The following is a 26,122-nucleotide window of genomic DNA, read 5'->3' as shown; positions in this document are numbered from 1 at the left end:
GCAAAAACGCCCCGCGCCTTGCTGGATATAGGATAGATGGAAGAAACGACCGCAAAACCTGACGTACCAAGCATCGACCTTAGCAGTCACACGCCGATGATGCAGCAGTATCTCCGCATCAAGGCGGATCATCCTGGCACGCTGGTGTTCTACCGGATGGGCGACTTCTACGAGCTCTTTTTCGAAGACGCGGAAAAAGCCGCGCGCCTGCTCGATCTGACACTCACGCAGCGTGGCGCGTCGGCGGGCAATCCGATCAAGATGGCCGGCGTGCCGCACCACGCGGTCGAACAATATCTGGCCAAGCTCGTGAAGCTCGGCGAATCCGTCGCGATTTGCGAACAGATCGGCGACCCGGCTACGTCGAAGGGCCCGGTCGAGCGCAAAGTGGTACGCGTGGTCACGCCGGGCACACTCACGGACGCCGCGCTCCTCTCGGATAAGAACGATGTCTACTTGCTGGCCATGTGCGTCGCGCACAATCGGCGTGGCGTCGCGAGCAGCGTCGGCCTGGCATGGCTGAATCTGGCAAGCGGCGCGTTGCGCCTCGCCGAAGTCGCGCCCGACCAGGTAGCGGCCGCGCTGGAGCGCATTCGTCCGGCGGAAATTCTGGTGGCCGACACGCCCAGCGACTCGGCGAGCTGGACACCACCGGTCAATGCGGGCGCCCTCACCCGCGTGCCGGTCTGGCACTTCGACATCACCTCGGGCACGCAGCGCTTGTGCGACCAACTGGAAGTGGCCGGCCTCGACGGCTTCGGCGCGCATTCGCTGACCTGCGCATGCGGCGCGGCCGGTGCGTTGCTTCTGTATGCCGCCGCCACGCAAGGCCAGCAATTGCGTCACGTGCGCAGCCTGAAGGTGGAGTATGAATCCGAATATATCGGCCTCGACCCCGCCACGCGCCGCAACCTCGAACTGACTGAAACGCTGCGCGGCACCGAGTCGCCCACGCTCTGTTCGCTTCTCGATACCTGCTGCACGACCATGGGCAGCCGTCTGCTGCGTCATTGGCTGCATCATCCGCCGCGCGAATCGGCGGTGGCGCAGGCGCGTCAGCAGGCAATCGGCGCATTGCTCGACGCGCCGCCGGGCGCCGGCGTCGACGCGTTGCGCGGCGCGTTGCGGCAAATCTCGGATATCGAGCGGATCACCGGGCGTCTCGCGCTGCTCTCGGCGCGGCCTCGCGATCTGTCGAGTCTGCGCGATACGTTTATCGCGTTGCCCGAATTGCGCACGCAGCTCGCCGCCGTTTCGGCGAATGCCGATTCGCTGGCGCGCATCGACGCCTCGCTGGAGCCGCCGCAAGCCTGCGTCGAACTGCTCAAGCGCGCGGTCGCCGAGGAGCCCTCGGCCATGGTGCGCGACGGCGGCGTGATCGCGCGCGGCTACGATGCGGAACTGGACGAGTTGCGAGATATTTCGGAGAACTGCGGGCAGTTCCTGATCGACCTCGAAACTCGCGAGCGCGCACGCACGGGCATCGGCAATCTGCGCGTCGAGTACAACAAGGTGCACGGCTTTTATATCGAAGTCACGCGCGGCCAGACCGACAAGGTGCCGGACGACTATCGCCGCCGCCAGACGCTGAAGAACGCAGAGCGCTACATCACGCCGGAGCTGAAAACGTTCGAGGACAAAGCGCTGTCCGCACAGGAACGCGCGCTCGCCCGCGAACGCTCGCTCTATGACGCGTTGCTGCAGGCGCTGCTGCCTTTTATCCCCGACTGCCAGCGCGTCGCTTCGGCGCTCGCCGAACTCGATCTGCTCGCGGCCTTCGGCGAGCGCGCCCGCGCGCTCGATTGGGTCGCGCCCACGTTCTCGCCGGACGCCGGCATTGAAATCGAGCAGGGACGGCATCCGGTTGTCGAGGCGCAAGTCGAACAGTTCATTGCCAACGACTGCACGCTCACGCCCGAGCGCAAACTGCTGCTGATCACCGGCCCGAACATGGGCGGTAAATCCACTTTCATGCGGCAGACCGCGCTGATCGCGCTGCTCGCTTACGTGGGCAGCTATGTGCCGGCGCGGCGCGCCGCCTTCGGCCCGATCGACCGTATTTTCACGCGTATCGGCGCTGCGGACGACCTGGCCGGCGGCCGTTCCACCTTCATGGTCGAGATGACCGAAGCCGCCGCGATCCTGAACGACGCCACGCCGCAAAGTCTCGTGCTGATGGACGAGATCGGCCGCGGCACTTCAACGTTCGACGGGCTCGCGCTGGCGTGGGCCATCGCGCGGCATCTGCTTGCGCACAACGGCTGCCATACGCTCTTTGCCACCCACTACTTCGAACTGACGCAGCTGCCGGCCGAGTTTCCGCAGGCGGCCAACGTACACCTGTCGGCGGTCGAGCATGGGCACGGCATCGTGTTCCTGCACGCGGTCAGCGAAGGTCCGGCGAATCAGAGCTACGGTCTGCAGGTCGCGCAACTCGCCGGCGTGCCGAACGCGGTGATTCGCGCGGCGCGCAAGCATCTTGCGCATCTCGAACAGCAATCGGCCGCGCAACCCGCACCGCAACTCGATCTGTTCGCCGCCCCCATGCCGATGCTGCTCGAAGACGCGGATGACGAGCGCGAGTCGGACGCGGCGCAGGCTGTATCGCCTGCCATGCAGGCGCTTGTGGAGCGTTTGCGCGGCATCGATCCGAACGATCTGCGGCCGCGCGAAGCACTCGATCTGCTGTACGAATTGCATGAACTGGCCGCCGCGCCGGATGCGGATCATTGACGCACACAGGCGCCCGCAGCGTCCGCGCAAACTTCGCGCGGCGCTGACTCTCGCCCTCACGCTCTCGGGCAGCGGCGTGCTGAACGCGGGACTCTTCGCGGGGCTGTCTGCGGTGATGTCAGTGGGATTAGTGGCGGGGTTATCGGCCTACGCGCCAGCGGCCTACGCCGACACGCCGCGCTACACGTTCGCGGTCATCGCCAACACGATGCAAAGCCCCGCCGACGAAGCGCCGACGCAGCGGCTGATCGACGCGATCAGCCGCGAGCGCGACATGTCGTTCATCGTGTACGACGGCAATCTGAAGGGCGCCAAAGAGGCCTGCCGCGATGCGCTCTACGAACGTCGCCACGCGCTGCTGGAAGCGTCGCGACCCGCCCTCTTCTTCATTCCCGGCCAGCATGACTGGGCCGATTGCGGCACGGCCGAGGCCGGCGGCTTCGACCCGGTCGAACGGCTCGATCAGTTGCGCCAGACACTCTTCAGCGACGCCACGTCGATGGGCCAGAACCCGATCGTGTTGACGCGTGAAAGCGAAGTCTCGCGCTTTCGCCCGTATCGTGAGAACGTGCGCTGGCAAGTGGGCGATACGGTGTTCGTCGGCCTGAACGCGCCGAGTCCGAACAATCACTATCTGACTGCCGGCGGGCGCAACGGTGAATTCGAAGATCGCGTGATCGCCAATGCGTTCTGGCTGGAACACGCCGGCGAATATGCGAAACGCCGCGACGCGCGCGCAATTGTCGTGTTCATTCAAGGCGACCCGGACCCTGAACGTTACGAACGGCCCGACCGTTTCGCATGGCTGCGTTTTGCGCGCAATACCCGCCGCGACGGCTTCCTGGAATTCAAACGCAGCCTCGTCAAGCTCGCGCAGATTTTCCGCGGGCCAGTGCTGGTGATTCATTGCGACGACGAACGTGCGAGCGCCGGCTTCGTCATCGATCAGCCGCTACGCAATGACAAGGGAATGCTCGTGACGAATCTCACGCGTGTCGCGCTCGCGCCGCATGATCGGCTCAATCAGTGGATTCAGGTGGAAGCGGATCTCGGCAGAAAACCGCCGTTCCGCGTGAGTGTGCGCGACGTGCCGAAGCAGATGCCGATGCCCACGGCGCAGCCTGTTATGCCACGCGACGAACCGGCGGCATCCATGCCGGCTGTACCCGCGCTCGGACCCGCATCGGAATTGCCGCCGCTGTTGCAATCGCCCGGGGACTCGCAACTGGATCAGCAGCCGCGCATACCGGCCGATCAGGGCGGCGGTGGATACGGGCCGGCCACCTCGACCCCGCCCGCCTCCGCTACGCAGCCGCGCACGCCGGGCGCTTCTTCAAGCATGCCCGGCGTGCCCGCCAGTTCAGTGCAGCGTGGGCCCTGACTTGTCCTCTTCGTCGTCCTCGTCATCGTCGAGGACTTCGAGGCCGTCGGCACCGTGCGCGTGTTCGTGCTGGATTTCGTCCTCGGTAGCCGGGCGCACGTCTTTCACGGTCAACGCAAAACGCAGCGCCATGCCGGCGAGCGGATGGTTGCCGTCGAGCACGACTTTGTCTTCCGCGACGTCGGTCACCACGTAGACGAGCGAGTCGAGGTCCTCGTCGCCTTCTTCGGGTGTGCCTTCGAATTGCATGCCGACTTCGAGCGGTTCCGGGAAGCGATCGCGCGGCTCGATCTTCACGAGATCGGGGTCGTACTCGCCGAACGCGTCTTGCGGCTCGAGCTGGATCTGGGTCTCGAAGCCGGCCTCATGGCCGTCGAGCTCTTCCTCGATCTTGGGGAACGTGCCATCATAGCCGCCGTGCAGATAGACCATCGGCTCGTCGCTTTCCTCGATCAGATTGCCCTGCGCATCCGACAGCTTGTAAGCGACCGACACGACGGTGTTCTTTGCGATTTTCATTCGATTCTCCAGAATACAACTCACATTATACGATGCCCAAGCGGCCCACTGACCACCCGGCCGACGCTGCATCGGCACGGAATTCGTCGCCGGCTTCAAAGCCGGCTCTGTCCGCTCTTCCGGTTCTGCCGCCCGCGCCGGACACGCCTACACCGCTGCTCGGCAATCTGACGCCGTCGCAATTCATGCGCCGCTACTGGCAGAAGAAGCCGCTGCTGATTCGCCAGGCGATCCCGAATGTCGAGGCGCCGCTCTCGCGAGAAGAATTTTTCGAGCTGGCCGATCAGGACGAAGTCGAAGCACGTCTGATCACGCATTTCCGCAATAAATGGCAGCTGGAGCACGGTCCGTTCGCGCCTGACGAACTGCCTTCGCTGAAGCAGCGCGCATGGACGCTTCTCGTGCAAGGTGTGGATCTCTACGACGATCGCGCGCGCGCCCTGCTCGACCGCTTCCGCTTCGTGCCGGACGCACGTCTGGACGACCTGATGATCTCGTATGCAAGTGACGGCGGCGGCGTAGGCCCCCACTTCGATTCCTACGATGTGTTTCTTTTGCAAGTAAAAGGCAAGCGGCGTTGGCGCATTAGCGCGCAGAAAGATCTGACACTGCAAGCCGGCTTGCCTTTGAAAGTTTTACAGAATTTCCAGGCCGAAGAGGAATGGTTGCTCGAACCGGGCGACATGCTGTACCTGCCGCCGCACATCGCGCACGACGGAGTCGCTGAAGGCGAATGCATGACCTGCTCGATCGGTTTTCGCGCCCCGTCCGCAAACGAATTGACCGCGCAGTTCCTCTATCATCTGGCCGAGCGCGGCGAGTCGTCGGGCAATGCGGGAGCGCTCTACCGTGATCCTCAGCAGCCCGCTGTGGAACGTCCGGCTGAACTGCCGGCGGCGCTCGTCGAAAGGGTTGGCGCAATCCTTGCTGGCATTGAATGGAAAGAGCAGGATATTGCGTCGTTCCTTGGCACGTATCTCAGCGAACCCAAGCCGAGTGTCGTCTTTGATCCGCCGCAAAGGCCGCTTAATGAAGCACGTTTCATCAGTCAGGCTTTGAAGTCAGGTATTCGGCTGGACCGCAAGACCAATTTGTTGTACAACCGCCGTTTTTTCTTCATAAATGGAGAGGAAACGTCATTCGATGGCGCAAAAAAGTGGTTGTTTGACCTCGCAGATCACCGCTGTATGAGTGCGAAACGCTTTGTAACACTCTCACACGATTCGTCGGTGACAGCACGGCTACACGAGTGGTATTGTGCGGGCTGGATACAAGTGGGCGAGCTTGCGTAACTCCGCCTACCTGCTATACCGTACAGTGAAATTTTGTATGAGAAAGACAACGTATTGACCCCGGATTTATGGATTGTCAGTACGAAAGTGCATATAATTTCCGCCCAAGCCGTAGGGAAGATTCCAGCTCGTCAAAAGAGCGTCTCCACCAGCGGCCCAGGTCGGTGTTGGAGCACATTACCGGTTTTATTTTGCGCTGTTGCTTACCTTTAAACCATAAAAGGACGTGATCATGAAGAAATCCCTCCTCGTAGCATCCCTGTTGGCAGCTGTGGCACTGGCTGCATGCAACAAGAGCAACGACCAAGCCGCTGCCCCGGCTAGCGACGCAGCTGCTGCTTCGGCACCGGCTGCTGCAGCTTCGGATTCGGCTGCTGCTGCTTCGGGTGCTGCTGCTGCTGCGAGCGACGCTGCTGCTTCGGCTACGACCGCTGCTTCGGACGCAAGCGCTGCTGCTTCGGACGCTGCTGCTTCGGCTGCTGCTCCGGCTTCGGGCGCAAGCCAGTAAGCTGCTGCATAGGGTTCGCCTCTGGGCGAAAACTGCATCGGGAAATCTTCGCGATTTCCCGGGCAGTAAAGCAAAACGCCACGGATTCACATCCGTGGCGTTTTGTCATTTAAGCGCCGCTTTTTACAACGGCGTTCATTGATTCCGATTGGCCTATTAACCCGCTGTTTGATTCTCTTCAAAAAACTCGCGCACGACTTCGATCTCACGTGTGCGTTTAAATGGCGGCAGGCTCTGCCAGATACGGCGTCCATACGGTTTATCGACGAGACGCGTGTCGCAGATCATCAGCACGCCTCGATCGGTCTCAGCGCGAATCAGGCGCCCCGCGCCCTGCTTCAGCGTAATCACGGCCTGCGGCAACTGATGCACGGCGAACGGGCTCAAGCCTTTCTTGGTCAGCGCATCCAGACGAGCCGACAGAACAGGATCGTCGGGCGGCGCAAACGGCAGCTTGTCGATCACTACCAGCGACAATGCGTCGCCGCGCACGTCCACCCCTTCCCAGAAGCTCTGACTGCCCACCAGAATCGCGTTGCCGTAAGACCGGAAACGATCCAGTAATTCGGTGCGGCTTGCATCGCCCTGCACGAGCAGCGGATAGTCCCAGCCGCGCGCTTCGATCGTGTCGCGCAGCTTGGCTGAGATGCGGTCCACGGCGCGCAGCGTCGTGCACAACATGAAGACGCCGCCGCCCGATGCCTCGATCGCCGGCAACGCGGCGTCGAACACGGCGTCGGTGAACATCGGCGAGGACGGCTGCGGCAAATTGCGCGGCACGTACAGCAGCCCTTGAGTCGGATAATCGAAGGGACTGGGCAACGTCATGGAACGTTTCGCGTTCAGGCCCATTTGCGCGGCGTAGTGCGTGAAATCGCCGCGCACCGACAACGTGGCCGACGTGAAGATCCACGCACGCGGCACGCCGGCGCGCTGCTTCGCAAAGATCGGCGCAACCGACAATGGCGTTTCGTGCAACTGCACGGTATGCGAGAAGACTTCGATCCAGCGCACCTTTTCATTCGGGTCGGCGCGCTCGGCTTTGCCGTCGGCTGACGTAGCGTCGGCGGCCTCGCGCTCGGTCTGCGTGGGCGGCGTGGTCCAGCCGGCGAGCACACCCTGCAGTTCGCGCGCACGGCGCAGACACGCGCCGATCGATTCAGCGCGCTCGGCCTGACCCGCCAGCGCGGACGCGAGCGCGTCGAGTTCGGTTTCGAGCGTTTCGAGCGCGGGAAACAGCGGGTGGTCGTCCGGCAACTGGCCGATCGACAGGCGCACCGAGTCTTCCTTGAACGCGAGCCGGACGTCGCGCGCTGCGCGTTCGAGCGTCGAGCCCAGCGTGACCCAGTCGACCGTTTCACGCGCATGGCCCAAACCTTCGGCCACCGAATCGCGAGCAAGCTCGAGAAACTGCGTGGTCGAAAGCGTCTCGCCGAAAAAGAGCGTCGCCGTTTCGGGCAACTGGTGCGCTTCGTCGAAGATGATGGTGTTGGCGGTGGGCAGCAGTTCCGCCATGCCCGTATCGCGCAACATGATGTCGGCGAAAAAGAGATGGTGGTTGACCACCACAATATCCGCCTGCTGCGCCTCGCGGCGCGCCTGCATTACGAAGCAGTCCTTGTAATGCGGACACTCCTGGCCGAGACAGTTTTCGCGCGTCGACGTGACCATCGACCACACCGCCGCCGTTTCAGGCACGCTGGCGAGTTCAGCCTTGTCGCCAGTGCGCGTGATCTTCGCGAAACGCACGATATCCTGCAGATACGAGGTTTCCTGGCGCGACGGCAGACGGCCGTTATCCGCGGTGCGCTGCAGATAGTAGTGGCACAGGTAATTCGCGCGGCCCTTGAGCATGGCGACCGATACCGGCACCGCGAGCGCATCGCGCACGGTCGGAATATCGCGCTGAAAGAGCTGGTCCTGCAGATGCTTCGTGCCGGTGGAGACGATCACCTTGCCGCCCCACAGCATGGCCGGCACGAGATACGCGTAGGTCTTGCCCGTGCCTGTACCCGCTTCGACGATCAGCGTGTTTTCGCTGCCGTCGAGCCCGCCCGATTCGGCGCTCTCCGCAGCCTCGGCGGTGGCGTCCGCGCCCGGTGCCTGCAGACGCCGTGCCGGCCGCTTCTGCGCCTCGAACATCGCGGGCTCGGGCATTGCGCGGCCCGACGCTTCCATGGCCGCAGCCACGGCGCGCGACATTTCGATCTGCGACGCCCGCGACCGGTAGCCGTCGATCTGACGGGCCAGCAAGCCGTTGTCGGCGAAGATCTCGTCCAGTTCGGCGACTCGGCGCGGATTCAGCGACGCGCTCAGTGCGGACGCGACAGGACGCGGCGCCGGCGCATTGGCTCCGGCTGCGTCGTCGCCCGGCGTGGCACGGGATGAGGTATCAAGCGGTGAATTCAAGGCAAGCGTTTCCTGCAAAGTCCGGCTCGCGCGGCGCGCGCCCGGCGCCTGCCAGGCCGCGAACTCAGGCGCGTGCGTCCGGTTCGAGCTGCAACTGCAGCAAGATGATGGTGTCCTTGACTTTGAGTTTGCGCTTTTTCAGGCGCTGCAACTCGAAGTCGTCGATGCCGGGCTCATCCGACATTCGGTCGATCAGGCGATCGAGCCCACTATGCTCCGATTCCAGTTGCAGAATACGGTCGCGAAGTGTGTCCGCGTTGATGACGTGATGTTGATCGCGCATACTCGCCTCCTCTCGTCTACGGAGCGGGCGGCGTGTGCAGCCCGATACCTGAGGTTGCTGTCCGGCTTAAAACGCATTACGGCGACTACGGCCCTGCCACACACGCTCAGGGCCCATTCCAGCACGCTTACTGCTGTTGTTGCTGCTGCTTTTGCTGCTCTTCGAGCTGCTGCTGTTTCAACGCGTCCTGACGTTTCTGCTCGGCTTTCTCCGCCGCCTGCTTCTGACGCGCTTCCACATCGGCCTTGTGCTGCGCCGCGTCGGCCTGCTTCTTCTCGAAGCTCTGCTGCTTCTGCACGCGCTCCTGCGCCTTCTGCGCACCTTGCGCACGCGCCTCGTCGAGCTTGCGTTGGAAGTCGGCCTGCTTCTGATCGTACGCCTGCTGGTTGGCGGCGGCCTGCGACGGGCTGACGCCGCGCTGCGCCTGATCCAGCGCATGCTGACGCTGCTTCTGCTGATAGGCCTGCTCATTCGCGCTGCGCTGCGGCGCCTCGGCGGCGCGCTGCGCCTGATCGAGCTGATGCTGGCGCTGCTTGTCCTGATATGCCTGCGCGTTGCGCGCGTCTTCGGCGGCGCGTTGCGGCGCGCCCGCTTCTTCCTGGGCACGCTTGAGCGCGGCCTGCTCGTCACGGTCGCGGGCGCGCTGCGTGCGCTGCTCACCGTCGAGCGCGAGTTGTTCCTTGCGGATGTCGGCCTGCACCGAGCGCATGCTGTCGCGTGCCTTGTTCAGGCAGTAGTTGACGAAGAACTTGCTGTAGCAGTCGTGTTCCGCGACGCCATAGCGATAGTTGTTCTCCTCCGTGCGCTGATCCAGGACTTTCTGCCGGGCGTCGAAGCCGCTGTTCGGCGAGGCCGCATTGCCGGCGCTGTCCGTACCGCCGGCGTTCGTCCCGCCCTGCGCATTCGTGGCGCTCATGGCCCCCGCGCCCGACGCAGCGGCCGGGGCGAGCGCGCCCGCGGGCCGCGCAGCGCTGCTGCTTGCCGGCAGCACGGACTGCGCCACGGCCGGAATAGGCGCGGCCAGCGCGGCGGCGAGAACGCACGACGCACACGACGCGAGCAATACGCCATTAGAAAGGACCGCGGACCTGAACACCGGGCGCGAAGCCGCCACGAGCGAGCCGAGCGGTGAGCGCAACGAACGCGCCGAAAAACGCGGCATGGAACGCATCAGCGAGCGCGATAAGAAACGCGACGATAAAAACGGCGGCAATGGAGTCAAGCGCGATGCCAAGCGCGGTGTCAAGCGAGAGACCAAGCGAGAGCCCAGGCGGTTGAGGGACAAGGAGATCGGCAACGTCGTAGAGGGTCAGCGGAACATGCCCGAAATTCTATCACCCTGCGGTTGAGCCCTTTTGCATTTATGGCAAAATGCCCCGCTCCAGCAACCTGGTCGCAGCGCGCACGCCCGGCGAGCCCGGACGTGCCCCACGTGCCTCATTTGCCCTAACGTGCCCGCATGTGCGGTTAGCGCGCGGCCCCTGAACTGAGTCCGCAGGAACACCAAGACCTTATGACGGAAACCGTAGCACTCAAGATCGTACAGCGCATCGCCGCCGAACTGTCCGTCCAGCCGCGCCAGGTCGCGGCCGCGGTGCAACTTCTCGACGAAGGAGCGACTGTTCCGTTCATCGCCCGCTACCGTAAGGAAGTGACCGACAATCTCGACGACACGCAACTGCGTAACCTCGAGGAACGCCTGCTGTATCTGCGCGAGCTGGAAGACCGGCGCGCCGCGATCATCGCCAGCATCGACGAACAGGGCAAGCTCACCGACGAGCTGCGCGCGGCGATCGAAGGCGCCGACAGCAAGCAGGTGCTGGAAGACCTGTATCTCCCGTACAAGCCTAAGCGCCGCACACGCGCGCAGATCGCTCGTGAAGCCGGCCTGCAGCCGCTCGCCGACGCGCTCCTCGCCAATCCGCTGCTGGACCCGCAAACCGAAGCCGCCGCCTACGTGGACGCCGAAAAAGGCGTCGCCGACGTCAAGGCCGCGCTCGACGGCGCACGCGACATTCTCTCCGAACAGTTCGGCGAAACGGCCGAGTTGCTCGGCAAGCTGCGCGATTACCTGTTCAATCAGGGCGTGGTGTCGTCGAAAGTGGTGGAAGGCAAGGAAAACGCCGAAGAAGAGAAATTCCGCGACTACTACGACTATGCGGAAACCATCCGCACCGTGCCGTCGCATCGCGCGCTGGCGCTGTTCCGCGGCCGCAATGCGGGCGTGCTGATGGTCAAGCTGGGCCTCGGTGAGGAACTCGACGCGCAGGTGCCGCATCCGGGCGAAGCGCTGATCGCGCGCCACTTCGGTATCGCCAATCAGAACCGTCCGGCCGACAAGTGGCTCTCCGACGTGTGCCGCTGGTGCTGGCGCGTGAAGGTGCAGCCGCACATCGAAAACGAACTGCTGACCAATCTGCGCGACGAAGCCGAGCACGAAGCGATCCGCGTGTTCGCGCGCAATCTGAAGGACCTGCTGCTGGCCGCGCCCGCCGGACCGAAGGCCGTGATCGGCCTCGACCCGGGCATGCGCACCGGCGTGAAGGTCGCCGTGGTTGACCGAACCGGCAAGGTGCTCGCCACCGACGTGATCTATCCGCACGAGCCGCGCCGCGACTGGGACGGATCGATCGCGAAACTCGCGCGCATCTGCGCACAGACGCAGGCCGAACTGATCAGCATCGGCAACGGCACGGCGTCGCGTGAAACGGACAAGCTTGCGAGCGAACTGATCGCGCGTCATCCGGAATTCAAGCTGCAGAAGATCGTGGTGTCCGAAGCCGGCGCGTCGGTGTACTCCGCCTCCGAACTCGCGGCGAAGGAATTCCCCGACATGGACGTGTCGCTGCGCGGCGCGGTGTCGATCGCGCGCCGTTTGCAGGATCCGCTCGCGGAACTCGTGAAGATCGAACCGAAGGCGATCGGCGTCGGCCAGTATCAGCACGACGTGAACCAGCGCGAACTGGCCCGTTCGCTGGATGCCGTGGTCGAAGACTGCGTAAACGCCGTCGGCGTGGATGCGAACACGGCGTCCGTCGCCCTGCTCGCCCGCGTCTCGGGTCTGAATGCCACGCTGGCGCGCAACATCGTCGATTATCGCGATGCGAACGGACCGTTCCCGTCGCGCGAACATTTGCGCAAGGTGCCGCGTCTGGGCGACAAGACGTTCGAGCAGGCAGCCGGGTTCCTGCGCATCAACAATGGCGAGAATCCGCTCGACCGCTCGTCGGTTCACCCGGAAGCGTATCCGGTCGTCGAACGCATGCTCGCGAAAATCAGCAAGCACGTCGGCGAAGTGCTGGGCAACCGCGACGCGTTGCGCGGGCTGTCGCCCGCGGAATTCGTCGACGATCGTTTCGGCCTGCCGACCGTGCGCGACATTCTGCTCGAACTCGAAAAGCCGGGCCGCGATCCGCGTCCCGAGTTCAAGACGGCGACCTTCCGCGAAGGCGTCGAGAAGGTCAGCGACCTGACGCCGGGCATGGTGCTCGAAGGCGTCGTGACGAACGTAGCGGCGTTCGGCGCGTTCATCGACATCGGCGTGCATCAGGACGGCCTGGTTCACGTATCGGCCATGTCGACCAAGTTCATCAAGGACCCGCATGAAGTCGTCAAGGCCGGCCAGATCGTCAAGGTGAAGGTGCTCGAGGTGGATGTGAAGCGCCAGCGTATTGCGCTGACCATGCGCATGGACGACGAAGTCGGTGCGGCTTCGGCGCGCAGCGGCGGCGGCGCCCAGCAGGATCGCGGCGCGGGTCGCTCAGGCGGCGCACGCGGCGCGCCGCAACAGCGTTCACGCGAACCGGAAGCAGGCGGCGCGATGGCGGCTGCATTCGCCAAGCTCAAGCAGAAGTAAGATCGCTGGTTAGGCGCGTGATTTTTTCATGCGCTTGTAGTGCACGTTGCCCTTGTCGAGCACGGTAAGCCGCGGTGCAGAGCACTGCGCAATTTGACTCAGCCGAACATGCGGCACATAAAAAAACCCACGCATTCGCGTGGGTTTTTTTTCGCCCCGGCATCTGGGGCGTTCATGAATCAACGGCCACCGTCAGATCTCAATCTTCGTCCCCAACTCCACCACCCGGTTTGCCGGAATACTGAAGAAGTCCGTCGGCTTCGCGGCATTCTGGTGCATCCACGCGAACACGCGCTCTCGCCACACCGACATGCCCGGCAACTGCGTCGGCACCACCGTTTCGCGCGCGAGGAAGAACGACGTGTCCATCAATTCGAAGGTCATGTCATGCGTGCGGCCGACTTCGAGCAGCACCGCCTTCACGTCCGGCGTTTCGTTGAAGCCGTAGGCCGCCTTGACGAGATACAGGCCACCGTCGATATCCTTGACCGTCACACGTTCCGCGTCGTTCACGTACGGAATATCGCGCGTCACGAAGGTCAGGAAAATGGTGCGCTCGTGCAGCACCTTGTTGTGCTTCAGGTTGTGCAGCAGACTCACCGGCACGAGCGAATCGCTGCCGGTCAGATAGATCGCCGTGCCCGATACGCGATGCGGCGGATGCGCGAGCAGCCCTTGCAGGAAAGGCATGAGCGGAATACCGTCGGCCGCCGTGCGTTCCTTGACGATCATGCGCCCCTTGTACCAGGTCATCAGCAAGAAGAACAGCAACGCGCCGATGCCGAGCGGCAGCCAGCCGCCCTCCTCGACCTTCAGCAGATTGGCGCCGAAAAAGCCCAGATCGACCGTCATGAATACGCCGATGATCAGCGCCACCAGCAGCTTGTTCCAGTTCCACACTTTCACCATCACGACGCAGGCGAGCACCGTGGTGATCACCATGGTGGCCGTCACCGCGATACCGTACGCGGCCGCGAGATTGTCCGAACTCTTGAACGCAATCACGATGCACAGAATGATGAACAGCAGCATCCAGTTCACCACCGGCACATAGATCTGGCCGATCGCCAGTTCAGACGTGTGCAGAATCTTCATGCGCGGCACGTAGCCGAGCTGGATCGCCTGGCTCGTGAGCGAATAGGCGCCGGAAATCACCGCCTGTGAGGCAATCACCGTCGCGACCGTGGACAGCACCACGAGCGGCAGCAACGCCCAGTCCGGCGCGAGCAGGAAGAACGGATTTTCGATCGCCTTCGGATCGTGCATGAGCAGCGCGCCTTGACCGAAGTAGTTCAGCACCAGCGACGGCATCACGAGCACGTACCACGCCATGCGAATCGGTTTGGCGCCGAAGTGGCCCATGTCGGCGTACAGCGCTTCAGCGCCGGTCAGCACCAGCACCACCGAGCCGAGCACCACGTAGGCCTGCAGCACGTGCGCGGCCATGAAGCTGTAAGCGTAGTACGGGTTCAGCGCGCGGATCACGTTCGGCGACTGCAGGATGTGCCACAGGCCGAGCGCCGCGAGCACCACGAACCACAGCACCATGATCGGACCGAACAGGCGGCCGACCATGGCCGTGCCGTGCCGCTGAATCCAGAACAGCAATATCAGGATCACGATGGTCAGCGGCAACACCAGATGCGACAGATTTGGCGCCGCAATCTCCAGACCTTCTACGGCGGAGATCACCGAGATGGCGGGCGTGATCACCGCGTCGCCATAGAACATGCAGGCGCCGAAGATGCCGAGCATCATCAGCAAGCCGGCCATTTTCGACTTCTCGTCGAGCGAGCGCAGCGCCAGCGCCATCAGCGCGAGAACACCGCCCTCGCCGTTATTGTCCGCGCGCATCACGAACAACACGTACTTGATGCCGACCACGATCACGATCGCCCAGAACAACAGCGAGATCACGCCCAGAATAGATTGCTCGGTCAGCGGAATGCCGTGGGATGGACTAAAGGCTTCCTTCAGCGAGTACAACGGGCTCGTGCCGATATCGCCGAATACCACGCCGATCGCAGCGATGGCGAGGGAAGGCAGAGGCTGTTTGTGCTCGTGATTGTTATCTGTCATAAACGCGAGGAAATCCGTTCCCTGGGCGAAAAAGCGACCGCTATTCTAAACTGCCCGCCTGACGCCGCCCGGCTTGTTGTGGATACACCACGAGATGGTCCGCGAAGTGTAGCACCGCGATATGGGCGCGTCTGCTGGGCGGGCCGTATTAGCGGCATCGCCGATGCGCAGTTTGCGAAGCACGCGCGCACGGCGCGCACATAAAAAAACGGAGCCCAATGAGCTCCGTTTTGCGAGACAACGCGGGGGACGACGCAACGATTTCGGCGCCGAAGTTCGCATCACTTCTCCGACGACTCCTGCGCTTGCGCCGTGCCACGCTTGATCCATGCGCCGAGGTTGTGCGGACGAACCGTGTCCCATTCCTCGAACGGCTGATGAATCCACGGATTGGTGGGCAGGTACTGCACGTGGTAGTCGGGCTTCACCTTCGAGCAGCCCTTGTACCAGAGCACCGCCGAACGCACCGCGGTGATCGCCGGGTAACGCTCTTTCAGATGCTGCTGAACACGTGCGAGCGTCACGCCCGAATCCACCAGGTCGTCGACCAGCAGCACGTTGCCGTGCAGTTCGCCACGCGTCATGGTGATGTATTGCGCGATATCGAGTTCGCCCTGCTCCGTGCCGGCCGCTTCACGATACGAACTCGTGGCAAGAATCGCCAGCGGCAGATCGTAAATGCGCGAGAGCTGATCGCCGACGCGCAAACCGCCGCGCGCGAGGCACAGGATCTTGTCGAATTTCCAGCCCGACTCGTGCACCTGCAACGCGAGCATTTCGATCAGCCGGTGATACTCGTCCCAGCCGACCCACAGGTTCTTGTCGTCGTTGCGCGGATCTTTCATCGCAATCATGGGTACACCTTGCACCATGGCTTAAACCTTGAACGGATGACGAAGCAGAATGGTTTCGTCGCGATCCGGACCGGTCGACACCATGTCGATCGGAATGCCCGCGACTTCCTGCACGCGCGACAGATACGCACGCGCGTTCGCCGGCAGCTTGTCCCATTCCTTGATACCAACCGTGCTTTCCTTCCAGCCCGCGAAGGTTTCGTATACCGGCACGCAACGCGCGACTTCCGACGAACCACGCGGCAGCAGGTCGACATGCTGGCCGTCGACCGTGTAGCCGACGCACAGCTTCACTTCGTCCAGACCGTCGAGCACGTCGAGCTTGGTCATGCACAGACCCGACACGCCGTTGATCTGGATCGAGCGGCGCAGCGCGGCGACGTCGAGCCAGCCGGTGCGGCGCGGACGGCCGGTGACCGAGCCGAATTCCTTGCCGACGGTGGCCAGTTCGAGGCCGATCGCTTCCTGACGGGCGGCGTTGTCCGCGTCGTACAGTTCGCTCGGGAACGGGCCCGAGCCGACGCGCGTGCAATACGCCTTGGTGATGCCGAGAATGTAGTTCAGCTTTTGCGGACCGACGCCCGCGCCCGCCGTGGCTGCGCCGGCCACGCAGTTGCTCGACGTGACAAACGGATACGTGCCGTGGTCGATGTCGAGCAGCGTGCCTTGCGCGCCTTCGAACAGCAGGTTGCTGCCGTTAGCGTTCGCGTCGTACAGGCGGCGCGACACGTCCGTCACCATCGGCTTCAGACGGTCGGCATAGCTGAGCATTGTGTCGAGCGTTTGCTGGAAGTCGACAGCGGCGACACCCAGGTATTGCGTCAACACAAAGTTGTGATAGTCGAGGTTTTCACGCAGACGTTCGGCGAAGGTCTCCGGCTCGAACAGGTCCTGCACGCGCAAACCGCGGCGCGCCACCTTGTCTTCGTACGCCGGGCCGATGCCGCGGCCGGTGGTGCCGATCTTGCCCGCGCCACGGCGCGCTTCGCGGCCCTGGTCGATGGCGATGTGGTACGGCAGGATCAGGGTGGTGGCTTCGGAAATAAAGAGGCGATTCTGAACATCGACTCCGGCGGCTTCGAGCTCGCCGATTTCCTTGAAGAGCGCTTCCGGCGACAACACGACGCCATTGCCGATGTAGCACGCGACGCCGGGATGCATGATGCCCGACGGAATCAGACGCAAGATGGTTTTCTTGCCGCCGATGATAAGCGTGTGACCGGCATTGTGACCGCCCTGGAAGCGAACGACGCCTTGAGCGTGGTCCGTCAGCCAGTCGACGATCTTGCCCTTGCCTTCATCACCCCACTGGGTCCCCACGACGACGACGTTACGCCCGGGGTTCACATTCACTGCGCTGGCAGACATGTTGTTTCGTAAGCTGGTTAAAAACGTATTCTACCTATGTTCGCGGAACCTTCCGAATTTTTCCGTTTCCGCTCAACGGTATGCACGTTATGTTGGGTATGGCGAAAGTAGCGCGGCCACTGGCCGCGCCCTGCTTCGGCGACACATTCGACGCCGTCTGACATGCCCTGAGGATCGCCCTCGGGCGGGTCTGCCGGAACGCGCTCAGGCGCGCGGTTCGACGACCCAATTACCGTTGCGCTCGACCAACACACGGTCGAACGCGAATTCGTCGAGATCGTGCTCATGGCCGGGCAGCGCCTGAACCACCACCTCGCCGGCATCTCGCAACGCGGCGACGCTCACGCGCAGCGCCTCGTCATGCTGCCACGGCGCGAGAATCGCGCTGCTGCGCGCTTCGACCGGTGAAATCCGCGCCACCTCGCGCAGATCGAGCGAAAAGCCCGTGGCCGCCCGTGCGCGGCCGTACGCTTGACCCACGTGGTCGTAACGGCCGCCGCGCGCTACGGCATTCGGCACGCCGTCCACATACGCCGAGAACATCACGCCGCTGTGATAAGCATAGCCGCGCAGATCGGCGAGATCGATCATCACTTCGGCGCCCTCCACCTGGCTCGCGAGGAACGTGAGGTCGTCGAGCGCACGGGCAATGGCCGGCATATTCGGCAAGCGCGCGCGGGCTTCGTCGAGCACGGACGCGTCGCCGTACAGCGTGGGCAGCGCGCGCAACGCGTCGCGAATCGCCGGCGTCAGGTTCGCCGTGAGTTCGACGAGGCGCGGTACGTCTTTGCCCGCGAGCGCGTCGTAGAGCGACTGCCCCAGCTCGGCCGCGGCCGGTTCGGCTTCGATCAGCGCGGCGAGCACGCCCGCGTGGCACAGATCGAGGCGAACTTTCGCGAGGCCCGCCAGACGCAGTGCGTCGAGCATCAATTGCTGGATTTCGAGGTCGGCTTCGAGGCCGGCGTGGCCGTAGATTTCCGCGCCGATCTGGATCTGCTCGCGCGTGGCGTGCAGGCCGCGCGGCCGCGTATGCGCGACGTTGCCCGCGTAGCAAAGGCGTGTCACGCCCTGGCGATTCAGCAGATGCGCGTCGATTCGCGCGACCTGCGGCGTAATGTCCGCGCGCAGACCGAGCGTGCGTCCCGACAGTTGATCGACGAGCTTGAAGGTGCGCAGATTCAGATCGTGACCGCCGCCCGTGAGCAGCGACTCGAGGTACTCGAGCAACGGCGGCATGACCATTTCGTAGCCGTACGAACGGAAACGGTCCAGCAAATGGCGCCGCAACTCTTCGATCTTGCGGGCTTCCGACGGCAGCACGTCGGCAATATTCTCGGGAAGTAACCAGGTCGACATCGATACAGTCCTACGACGTTGAACACGGCGTCTGGGTGCGCCGGTAAGTGAGTGTGAATGGCGGGCGGCGGCTCGATTTTGGCGGCTGTCGCGGGCGTTGCGCAGTCGTTGCAATTACCTGCGGCGACCGCTTGCGGCTTTTGGCCGCTGGGCGCCGCACTGCGCGGCGTTCAGAACCCTCAGGCACTGGCGCGCAACGGCGCACATTTGCACTCGAGCGCGGACAGCCTGCGCAGCCTGTCAGCCCGCCCGCAAAAGCAGGCGCCTTCAGGTCACGATAAACAGCAGGATCAGCCCGAGCACCATCACGATCAGGCCGCCCACACGAATCTGATGCGGCGGACGTTCCGCTATTTTACGGAACGTGTCGCTCCAGGCGCTCGGAAAAACGAAGGGAAACATGCCTTCGATAATCAGCATCAACGCGATCGCGAGCAGTAACGAGCCGGCTATATCCATGCGAATGAAGGTGCCGCGATGCGGATGCCGCGGCGCTCCGGTTATCAGTGTTTGCGCGGGACCGCGGGAGCGTCCGGGGCTGCGCCGCCGGTCGGGCTACGCATGAAGCGGAAGAACTCGCTGCTCGGGTCGACCACGATCACGTCGCCCGGCTTGAAGGTGTTCTTGTACGCCTGCATGCTTTGATAGAACTGGTAGAACTGCGGGTCGGCGCCGTACGCTTCGGCGGCGATTTCCGCGGCCTTGGCATCGCCCTCGCCCTTGATGGTCTGCGCCTGACGATAACCGTCCGCGAGAATCGCCTGTTGCTGGCCGAGCGCGTCCTGCCTGATCTTGTCGGCCTCGGCCGTGCCCTTCGCACGTTCGTCGGCCGCGATCTGCTGGCGTGCGGCGATCATCCGTTTGTAGACGGAATCGGCCATCGACGCGGGGAAGTCGACACGCGTGAGTTGCACGTCGACCACCGACACACCGAGCGACGCCGCGGCCTTGTCCATGGCGGCACGCGCTTCGTCGGCGACGGCCTGCTGACGGGCCAGCGCGTCGGACAGCGTGACCTTCGCGAACGCATCGCCAAGCGCGCTGCGCGACAGCAAGGCGAGCCGGTCCGGCAGGCTCTGCGCGTCTCCTCGCGTTTCGGCGAGCAGCTTGAGCGGATCGGTCACGCGGTATTTGACGACCGGGTTCGCCAGCAAATCGGTTTTATCGGACGTCACGTAGCGGTCTTCGTCCGGGGCGTCGAGCGACTGGATACGGTTATCGACCAGCGTGACCGTTTGCAACGGCGGCGGGAGTTTGACGTGCAAGCCGGGGCCGAGCAGGCTCGGCGCCTTGTCGCCATGCGACGACAGGACAGCCAGATGCCGCTGATCGACGACGAACACCATCGACGAAGCGGCAAACAGCACGATAACGATAGCGACGACGAGCGCAATGATCTTGTTCATGATGTGCGCTCCTTATTGAACGTCGTCTTCGCGCATACGGCTGCGGAAGGAGTCGCGTGAACGCAGCGCGTCGCTGCTGGCCGCGGCCTGGCTGGCGGGCGTGGCGAGCGCCGCCGGCGCGGAGGCTGCGGTGCCGGTTGCGGAGGCAGACGGCGCGGCCAACGGCAACGCGGCAGCGCTCGCCGCTTGCGGCGCGGCAGCGGCCGCGGCGCCCGAAGCGGCAGCAGCCTCGGACACACGCTGGCGGGTCTGCTCGACCAGCTTGTCGAGCGGCAGATACAGCACGTTGTTGCCGCTCTTGCTATCCACAAACACCTTGGTCGTATTCGAATAGATCTGCTGCATGGTTTCCAGATACATGCGCTCGCGAATCACAGCGGGCGCTTTCGAGTACTGCGCATAGACTTGCTTGAAGCGTTCGGCGTCGCCTTGCGCCTGGGCCACCGTCTTGTCGCTGTACGTTTTCGCTTCGTCGATCTGGCGCGCCACGTCGGCTTGCGCGCGCGGCAACAGATCCGCGGCATAGGCCTCGGCATCGCGTTTCGCGCGCTCGTTTTCCTGACGGACTTTCGCGGCGTCGTCGAACGCGGCTTGCACCTGGCTGGGCGCCTGCACACCCTGGATCGTCACACCGGTCACGGCGAGTCCGGACTGATATTCATCCAGGGATTGCTGGATCGCCGCGATCAGTTGCTGGCGAATTGTTTCGCGATCCTGATAGAGGATGTCGTTGGTGCTGCGCGCGCCGACGATGCTGCGCACCGCCGCTTGAGCAGCCTGCATCACACCCTGATCGGGATCGACGCTGCGAAACAGGTAGTCAGTCGGCTTCTTCACCTGGTATTGCACGGCGAAGCGCACGTCGACGATATCCGCGTCGTGCGTGAGCATCGACGCGTCTTTCACATTCGCGAGACGCACCACGTTGTTGCGGCCGATCTCCACCTGACGGACCTGACCGATATTGACAAGCTCATGCGCTTCGAACGGATACGGCAGACGCCAGTGCACGCCCTGACCTGCCGTGTAGCGATACTTGCCGAACTGCATCACGACGCCGGCCTGGCCGTCCTGCACGACGAACACGCCGCTGCCGAGATAAATGGCCAGCAGCACGCCGATCACGATGCCCACGCCAATGCGCGCGCCACGACCGTTGTCCGGCCGCCCGCCACCCGCGCCGCCGCCCTTGCGACCGAACACGCGGCTCAAACGGCGGTTGAAATCGCGCCACATCTCGTCGAGATCGGGCGGCCCTTCACCTTCCTTGGTCGGTGGACGCTTGGGCTCGTTTGGACGTTGCCGCTCGCCATTGCCGTCCCCACGGCCCCAGCGCGGATCGTTCAGTGAAAGCATGGCGCGCATGCGCAGCCAGATACTCCGCTCGTTGTAATCGTTCACCTGTGTTCGTTCACCAGAGTAGACAGCGGGTCAGTGCAATTGGAACGGGTCAATGCCCGAGTTCTGGGACCTTGCGGTCGTCGCGTGGTGCTGCCGACCGGTCTTCTTCCGAGAGATCGACCAGCGTTTCGGGAAGAGGTTCGGCAGTAGCGATTTCAGCGATGGCAGCGCGCAGTGTGTCTAGCCCTTGCCCCGTGCGCGCGCTCAAAAAGACGCGCGAAATATTACCATACTCGTCCCTTTCAACCGCGTCCCCACGGGCCGCCAACTCCGGCACCGCGTCGATCTTGTTGAAGACGAGCACCTGCCGGATCGTGTCCGCACCGATTGCGTGCAACACCTCGTTGACCTGATCGATCTGGTCGAGCCGCACCGCGCTCGACGCGTCGACCACGTGCAGCAGCAGGTCGGCGTGAATCGTTTCTTCGAGCGTGGCGCGAAACGCCGCCACGAGCTGGTGAGGCAATTCGCGGATGAAACCGACCGTGTCGGACACCACCACCTGCCCCGCTTCGTCGCCGAGATAGACGCGCCGCGATGTCGTATCCAGCGTCGCGAATAACTGGTCGGCGGCGTACGCCTGAGCCTTGGTGAGCGCGTTGAAGAGCGTGGATTTGCCCGCGTTCGTGTAACCGACGAGCGACACGGACATGGTCTGATTGCGGCTGCGCGCGCGGCGCTGCGTGCCATGCTGACGGCGCAGTTTTTCGAGCCGCGTCTTGAGCGCCTTGATGCGCTCGCCGATCAAACGGCGGTCCGTTTCGAGCTGCGTTTCACCCGGGCCGCGCAAACCGATACCGCCTTTTTGCCGTTCCAGGTGAGTCCATGCGCGGATTAGCCGCGTGGACAGATACTGCAGTTGCGCGAGTTCCACCTGCAGCTTGCCTTCGTGGCTGCGGGCGCGTTGCGCAAAAATGTCGAGGATCAGACTGGTGCGATCGATCACGCGCCGATTAAGCGCTTGCTCCAGATTGCGCTGCTGCGCAGGCGCCAGAGCGTGATTGAAAATGACGAGTTCGATGTCGTTCGCCTCACACGCAAGACGCAACTCTTCGGCCTTGCCGCTGCCGACGAACATCTTCGCGTCGGGACTGGACCGGCGCCCGGTGAGGGTGACTAAGGGATTCGCGCCCGCGCTTTGCGCGAGCAGGCTGAGTTCTTCTAGGCTGGCTTCGAAATCGATCTTACCGAAGTCGATGCCGACAAGCGCTGCATTGATCAAATTGGAGGGTATCAAAATGAGGCGGCCGGAAGTAATCGCCAACGGGCGACGTTACGCCGGCCGCGACGGGGGTTAGGACTGTTCGGAATCCGGGTGGAAATTCACCGGGCGGGCTGGCACGACAGTCGAGATTGCGTGCTTGTAGACCATCTGGGTGACCGTATTCCGGAGCAACACGACGTACTGGTCGAACGATTCGATGTTCCCTTGAAGCTTGATGCCGTTGACCAGGTAGATCGACACCGGCACATGCTCTTTACGCAGTGCGTTCAAAAACGGGTCTTGTAACAATTGCCCTTTGTTGCTCATAGCAAACTCCGTATTTTTTTGCAGGTTGACTTAATTGACGACGAAGAAAAAGAGATCCGCCGTCAACCGCTACACTATAGCCGATTTTCATTTTTGCGCGAGCGACCTGGCCAGGCGGCCAAAGCCAGCACACACGCGGGTTTCAGCCTGGATTTAGCCTTTATCCGCGTAAGGGTTCGTCGACGATCTGAACTCTATGCGCAATGGAGTCCCAGTCAGCTTGAAAGTTTCCCGGAAGCGGTTTTCGAGGTAGCGTTTGTACGTTTCGGTGATCGCGTCGAGCGCATTGCCGTGAATCACGATGATCGGCGGATTCTGTCCGCCCTGGTGCGCGTAACGAAGTTTCGGGCGCACCGGACCACGCCGGCGCGGCTGCTGGAATTCAACGGCATCGATCAGCGCGCGCGTGAGCTTCGGCGTCGGCAGCTTGGCCATGGCGGCTGCGTACGCGTCGTCCACCGAGCGCATCAATGGGCCGATTCCGGTTTTTTCCGCAGCGGAAATGAAATGGAATTTGGCGAAGTCGAGAAATTTTAGTTTGCGTTCGAGGTCCGCCTTGGTGCGCTCGCGCACATGCGGATCGAGCCCGTCCCACTTGTTCACGCCCACCACCAGCGCGCGGCCCTGCTCCACCACGAAGCCCGCAATGTGCGCGTCCTGCTCCGAGATGTCCTGGCGCGCGTCGAGCAGCAGGATCACGACGTTCGCGTCGGAGATCGATTGCAGCGTCTTCACCACCGAGAATTTCTCGATCGCTTCGAACACTTTGCCGCGGCGGCGCAAGCCGGCGGTGTCGATCAGCGTGTACGGCTTGCCACCTCGCTCGAAATCGACGTAGATCGAATCGCGCGTGGTGCCGGGCATGTCGAACGCGATCACGCGCTCTTCGCCCACCAGCGCGTTGATCAAGGTCGACTTGCCGACATTGGGACGGCCGACGATCGCGATCTTCACGCCACGCGTTTCTTTCTCTTCGTCGCTTTCTTCCGGCTGACCGGCGTACGCGACTTCGAGTGCCTCGTTGATCATCTCCGTCACGCCGTCGCCGTGCGCCGCGGAAATCGCGCGCGGGTCGCCCAGACCGAGCTCGTAGAAGTCGGCGGCGACCGTGCTGTACTTCATGCCCTCGGCCTTGTTGACGACGAGGAAGATCGGCCGGCCGACCTTGCGCAGGTAGTCCGCAATCGACTTGTCCTGCGGCGCGAGGCCATTGCGACCGTCGACGATGAACACGACGATGTCCGACTCCTCGACCGCCTGGCGGGTTTGACGCGCCATTTCGTGCAGGATGCCGTCTTTCGCGACCGGCTCGAAACCCCCAGTATCGACGACCAGATACGGCCGGTCGCCGGCGCGCCCTTCGCCGTAATGGCGATCGCGGGTAAGACCGGGCAGGTCGGCAACCAGCGCATCACGCGTACGCGTGAGACGGTTGAACAGCGTGGATTTCCCCACATTGGGGCGCCCGACGAGGGCAATAACGGGTTTCATCAGATGTTGTTCACGGTGAAACGCGGGATCGAAATCGACCGTCCGCGTAGCGACGCCATGCGGCCGCTACACGGCAGCGTTTGACGAAAATTATCACGAATTCGGCCAGCCCCGGATGTGCTGTCAATATGCGCACCCGGGCGGACGGGGGTTTGGCTGTATGGGGCGGCGCCAAGGGGCCGCCAGGTCTAGTCTTTCCTGCTCGACGGCTCGCACGCCAATTCGAATACGACGCTCCGCGATATTTGCGAAGATGCCGCCGATGGTGGCGCCGCAAGCAGCCACCGATGGCCACGTGGGCCCGTGTGCCATGTCTGATCCGACTTGCCGGACCAGCCAGTCCGGCGCAATTCTTCTACTTACTCTGCCCTGCAACACACTCTTCTAAAACGCGTACGGCCGGCGAAGCCGGCCTGCACGCTCAACGGCGATTGCCTCCCCGCGCGATCAGCGCGGGCGGTAGCCGTACAGATCGCCGTCGTGCGTCAGCACCACCAGCGTCTCGCCGGCCAGCACCGGTGCCGCGGTGATCGGGCTGCCGTCGGTCTTCAGGCGGGCGACGAGCGTGCCGTCGTCGCGGGACAGGAAGTGCACGTAACCCTGGTAGTCGCCCAGCACCGCAGCGTGACCCAGAATGAACGGCACGCTCAGGTCGCGATTCTTCAGCTTGTCGTTCTTCCACAGCGGCGCGCCGCTGCTGACGTCGAACGCCGACACCACCGACCAGTCGTCCGCCGCGACCACCGCGCGGTCATCCTGCGCCAGACCGCTCGTGCTGGAAAACGCCTTTTCCCACACCGCGCGGCCCGAGTTCGCGTCGAAACAGCCAATCTGCCCCTGGAACGTCACGGCGCAGGTTTCCGAACCGACCAGCGTGGGCGGTCCGGTCACGTCGTTGATCCGCTCGACTTCCGTCACGCCCTTCGGATAGGACACCGGCGTTTGCCAGTAGTTGTCGCCCGTCTGCAGGTTGATCGCGGCGAACGCGCCACCCGGGAACCCCGCCAGCACGGCTGCGTCGCCCGCGAACGTCATACCCGACGACACGCGCAGATTGAGCGGCACCGCGCGGTTGCGGTAGTTCCACTTCTGCTCGCCGGTTTGCGCATTGAACGCGACGATCTGGCCGTCGACCGTACGCACCACCACGAGGCCGTTGCCGACGAGCGGCGGCGAAATGATCTCGCCCGGCGCCTTGGCGGTCCAGAGTTGCTTGCCGTCCGCCCCGAGCACGTACACGTCGCCCTTCAGGCCGCCGACAGCAGTGAGCGTGCCGTCGCTGCCGACACCTGCCGAGAGGTCGTCGTGCAGCTTGACACGCCACACGTCCTGCCCGGTTTGCGCGTCGATCTTCGCCACCGAACCGTTCGCGCCAGCCGCGTACACCGCATTGCCAACCGCCACCGGCGAGAACAGATAGCGGCCCGCCTTACCGACGCTCGCCTTCCAGGCCTGCTGCACGTCGAGCACGGGTTTGAACTCGGTGAGCGGCGTCGGCACGCGGCGCTCGTCTTTCGTGGATGAGCAAGCCGCCATGGTAAGGACGGTCATCGCACAGGCAACGGGCACAGCGTAACGTTTCAGCAGATTCATCGGTGGACGAAGCATTCAGAAAATTAGTTAAAGGAGACCGGTTGGTCGTTACACGCGGCGCC

The 26,122-nt window shown here is 63.4% G+C and carries 21 protein-coding genes; 6 read left to right on the top strand and 15 right to left on the bottom strand.

Annotated features, from left to right (window positions below; genetic code table 11):
- Positions 1-36 precede the first annotated feature (36 nt).
- Positions 37-2,733, top strand: coding sequence for a DNA mismatch repair protein MutS (gene mutS, locus P0D70_RS17930; RefSeq protein ID WP_408185456.1), 2,697 nt, complete (start codon positions 37-39; stop codon positions 2,731-2,733).
- Positions 2,720-4,114 (top strand): hypothetical protein, encoded by a 1,395-nt coding sequence (locus tag P0D70_RS17925; RefSeq protein WP_408185484.1) that lies wholly within the window; start codon positions 2,720-2,722, stop codon positions 4,112-4,114. The genes mutS and P0D70_RS17925 overlap by 14 nt, the downstream gene beginning before the upstream one ends.
- Here P0D70_RS17925 and P0D70_RS17920 read toward each other — a convergent pair.
- Positions 4,094-4,633 (bottom strand): FKBP-type peptidyl-prolyl cis-trans isomerase, encoded by a 540-nt coding sequence (locus tag P0D70_RS17920; protein WP_011488927.1) that lies wholly within the window; start codon positions 4,631-4,633, stop codon positions 4,094-4,096. The genes P0D70_RS17925 and P0D70_RS17920 overlap by 21 nt on opposite strands.
- A 32-nt stretch (positions 4,634-4,665) precedes the next feature.
- Between P0D70_RS17920 and P0D70_RS17915 the strand changes: the two genes are divergently transcribed.
- Together P0D70_RS17915 and P0D70_RS17910 are read left to right on the top strand one after the other, a co-directional pair.
- On the top strand, positions 4,666-5,925 hold the full coding sequence (locus P0D70_RS17915; protein WP_408185483.1) for a JmjC domain-containing protein: 1,260 nt from the start codon (positions 4,666-4,668) through the stop codon (positions 5,923-5,925).
- 232 nt (positions 5,926-6,157) lie between these two features.
- Complete coding sequence (locus P0D70_RS17910; protein ID WP_091792954.1) at positions 6,158-6,433, top strand: hypothetical protein; 276 nt, start codon at positions 6,158-6,160, stop codon at positions 6,431-6,433.
- 156 nt (positions 6,434-6,589) lie between these two features.
- Here the strand turns inward: P0D70_RS17910 and yoaA are convergent, their stop codons facing one another.
- The 3 genes from yoaA to P0D70_RS17895 form a co-directional block, all read right to left on the bottom strand.
- Positions 6,590-8,842 (bottom strand): DNA repair helicase YoaA, encoded by a 2,253-nt coding sequence (gene yoaA / locus P0D70_RS17905; RefSeq protein ID WP_408185455.1) that lies wholly within the window; start codon positions 8,840-8,842, stop codon positions 6,590-6,592.
- Positions 8,843-8,906: 64 nt separating this feature from the next.
- Positions 8,907-9,125, bottom strand: coding sequence for a DUF465 domain-containing protein (locus P0D70_RS17900; RefSeq protein ID WP_007181361.1), 219 nt, complete (start codon positions 9,123-9,125; stop codon positions 8,907-8,909).
- Positions 9,126-9,252: 127 nt separating this feature from the next.
- The gene (locus tag P0D70_RS17895; RefSeq protein WP_408185482.1) at positions 9,253-10,116 is read right to left on the bottom strand and encodes a hypothetical protein; all 864 of its coding nucleotides are present in this window, start codon (positions 10,114-10,116) and stop codon (positions 9,253-9,255) included.
- Between P0D70_RS17895 and P0D70_RS17890 the strand changes: the two genes are divergently transcribed.
- Together P0D70_RS17890 and P0D70_RS17885 are read left to right on the top strand one after the other, a co-directional pair.
- On the top strand, positions 10,040-10,474 hold the full coding sequence (locus P0D70_RS17890; protein ID WP_408185486.1) for a hypothetical protein: 435 nt from the start codon (positions 10,040-10,042) through the stop codon (positions 10,472-10,474). The two genes, P0D70_RS17895 and P0D70_RS17890, sit on opposite strands and share 77 nt — an antisense overlap.
- Before the next feature lie 164 nt (positions 10,475-10,638).
- On the top strand, positions 10,639-12,981 hold the full coding sequence (locus tag P0D70_RS17885; protein ID WP_408185454.1) for a Tex family protein: 2,343 nt from the start codon (positions 10,639-10,641) through the stop codon (positions 12,979-12,981).
- Between the two features lie 192 nt (positions 12,982-13,173).
- Here P0D70_RS17885 and P0D70_RS17880 read toward each other — a convergent pair whose 3' ends face one another.
- The 11 genes from P0D70_RS17880 to bamB form a co-directional block, all read right to left on the bottom strand.
- Positions 13,174-15,060 (bottom strand): potassium transporter Kup, encoded by a 1,887-nt coding sequence (locus P0D70_RS17880; RefSeq protein ID WP_091792946.1) that lies wholly within the window; start codon positions 15,058-15,060, stop codon positions 13,174-13,176.
- Between the two features lie 281 nt (positions 15,061-15,341).
- Positions 15,342-15,932: a phosphoribosyltransferase gene (locus P0D70_RS17875; protein ID WP_091792944.1), complete on the bottom strand. Its 591-nt coding sequence runs from the start codon at positions 15,930-15,932 to the stop codon at positions 15,342-15,344.
- A gap of 3 nt (positions 15,933-15,935) precedes the next feature.
- Entirely contained in the window at positions 15,936-17,282 is a 1,347-nt protein-coding gene (locus P0D70_RS17870) for an adenylosuccinate synthase (protein ID WP_091792942.1), read from the bottom strand.
- Positions 17,283-17,486: 204 nt separating this feature from the next.
- On the bottom strand, positions 17,487-18,638 hold the full coding sequence (locus P0D70_RS17865; RefSeq protein ID WP_408185453.1) for an ATP phosphoribosyltransferase regulatory subunit: 1,152 nt from the start codon (positions 18,636-18,638) through the stop codon (positions 17,487-17,489).
- Positions 18,639-18,905: 267 nt separating this feature from the next.
- Positions 18,906-19,097 carry a DUF2065 domain-containing protein gene (locus P0D70_RS17860; protein WP_012433522.1) on the bottom strand — a complete coding sequence of 64 codons (192 nt, stop codon included), beginning with the start codon at positions 19,095-19,097 and terminating at the stop codon, positions 18,906-18,908.
- Between the two features lie 44 nt (positions 19,098-19,141).
- On the bottom strand, positions 19,142-20,044 hold the full coding sequence (gene hflC / locus P0D70_RS17855; protein ID WP_408185452.1) for a protease modulator HflC: 903 nt from the start codon (positions 20,042-20,044) through the stop codon (positions 19,142-19,144).
- A 12-nt stretch (positions 20,045-20,056) separates the two neighbouring features.
- Positions 20,057-21,445, bottom strand: a complete 1,389-nt coding sequence (hflK, locus tag P0D70_RS17850) for an FtsH protease activity modulator HflK (protein WP_408185451.1) — start codon at positions 21,443-21,445, stop codon at positions 20,057-20,059.
- Between the two features lie 49 nt (positions 21,446-21,494).
- On the bottom strand, positions 21,495-22,709 hold the full coding sequence (gene hflX / locus P0D70_RS17845; protein ID WP_177204955.1) for a GTPase HflX: 1,215 nt from the start codon (positions 22,707-22,709) through the stop codon (positions 21,495-21,497).
- A gap of 30 nt (positions 22,710-22,739) precedes the next feature.
- Positions 22,740-22,976: an RNA chaperone Hfq gene (hfq, locus tag P0D70_RS17840; protein WP_006051315.1), complete on the bottom strand. Its 237-nt coding sequence runs from the start codon at positions 22,974-22,976 to the stop codon at positions 22,740-22,742.
- A gap of 153 nt (positions 22,977-23,129) precedes the next feature.
- Positions 23,130-24,467, bottom strand: coding sequence for a ribosome biogenesis GTPase Der (gene der / locus P0D70_RS17835; protein WP_091792934.1), 1,338 nt, complete (start codon positions 24,465-24,467; stop codon positions 23,130-23,132).
- A 447-nt stretch (positions 24,468-24,914) separates the two neighbouring features.
- The gene (bamB, locus tag P0D70_RS17830; protein WP_091792932.1) at positions 24,915-26,060 is read right to left on the bottom strand and encodes an outer membrane protein assembly factor BamB; all 1,146 of its coding nucleotides are present in this window, start codon (positions 26,058-26,060) and stop codon (positions 24,915-24,917) included.
- Between the last annotated feature and the right edge of the window lie 62 nt (positions 26,061-26,122).

Source organism: Paraburkholderia sp. RL17-381-BIF-C (genome assembly GCF_046026435.1).
In the GTDB taxonomy this organism is placed as follows: Bacteria; Pseudomonadota; Gammaproteobacteria; order Burkholderiales; family Burkholderiaceae; genus Paraburkholderia.
Note: the sequence above shows the minus strand (reverse complement) of the source record. Positions and strands in the feature narration are given on the sequence as shown.

Coding starts and splice junctions, on each gene's coding strand:
- hflC (WP_408185452.1), bottom strand. CDS start 20,044: ATGAACAAGATCATTGCGCTCGTCGTCGCTATCGTTATCGTGCTGTTT.
- P0D70_RS17925 (WP_408185484.1), top strand. CDS start 2,720: ATGCGGATCATTGACGCACACAGGCGCCCGCAGCGTCCGCGCAAACTT.
- der (WP_091792934.1), bottom strand. CDS start 24,467: ATGAAACCCGTTATTGCCCTCGTCGGGCGCCCCAATGTGGGGAAATCC.
- P0D70_RS17870 (WP_091792942.1), bottom strand. CDS start 17,282: ATGTCTGCCAGCGCAGTGAATGTGAACCCCGGGCGTAACGTCGTCGTC.
- P0D70_RS17900 (WP_007181361.1), bottom strand. CDS start 9,125: ATGCGCGATCAACATCACGTCATCAACGCGGACACACTTCGCGACCGT.
- bamB (WP_091792932.1), bottom strand. CDS start 26,060: ATGAATCTGCTGAAACGTTACGCTGTGCCCGTTGCCTGTGCGATGACC.
- P0D70_RS17920 (WP_011488927.1), bottom strand. CDS start 4,633: ATGAAAATCGCAAAGAACACCGTCGTGTCGGTCGCTTACAAGCTGTCG.
- P0D70_RS17890 (WP_408185486.1), top strand. CDS start 10,040: ATGGCCCCCGCGCCCGACGCAGCGGCCGGGGCGAGCGCGCCCGCGGGC.
- hfq (WP_006051315.1), bottom strand. CDS start 22,976: ATGAGCAACAAAGGGCAATTGTTACAAGACCCGTTTTTGAACGCACTG.
- P0D70_RS17885 (WP_408185454.1), top strand. CDS start 10,639: ATGACGGAAACCGTAGCACTCAAGATCGTACAGCGCATCGCCGCCGAA.
- P0D70_RS17865 (WP_408185453.1), bottom strand. CDS start 18,638: ATGTCGACCTGGTTACTTCCCGAGAATATTGCCGACGTGCTGCCGTCG.
- P0D70_RS17875 (WP_091792944.1), bottom strand. CDS start 15,932: ATGGTGCAAGGTGTACCCATGATTGCGATGAAAGATCCGCGCAACGAC.
- mutS (WP_408185456.1), top strand. CDS start 37: ATGGAAGAAACGACCGCAAAACCTGACGTACCAAGCATCGACCTTAGC.
- P0D70_RS17860 (WP_012433522.1), bottom strand. CDS start 19,097: ATGGATATAGCCGGCTCGTTACTGCTCGCGATCGCGTTGATGCTGATT.
- P0D70_RS17915 (WP_408185483.1), top strand. CDS start 4,666: ATGCCCAAGCGGCCCACTGACCACCCGGCCGACGCTGCATCGGCACGG.
- P0D70_RS17910 (WP_091792954.1), top strand. CDS start 6,158: ATGAAGAAATCCCTCCTCGTAGCATCCCTGTTGGCAGCTGTGGCACTG.
- P0D70_RS17880 (WP_091792946.1), bottom strand. CDS start 15,060: ATGACAGATAACAATCACGAGCACAAACAGCCTCTGCCTTCCCTCGCC.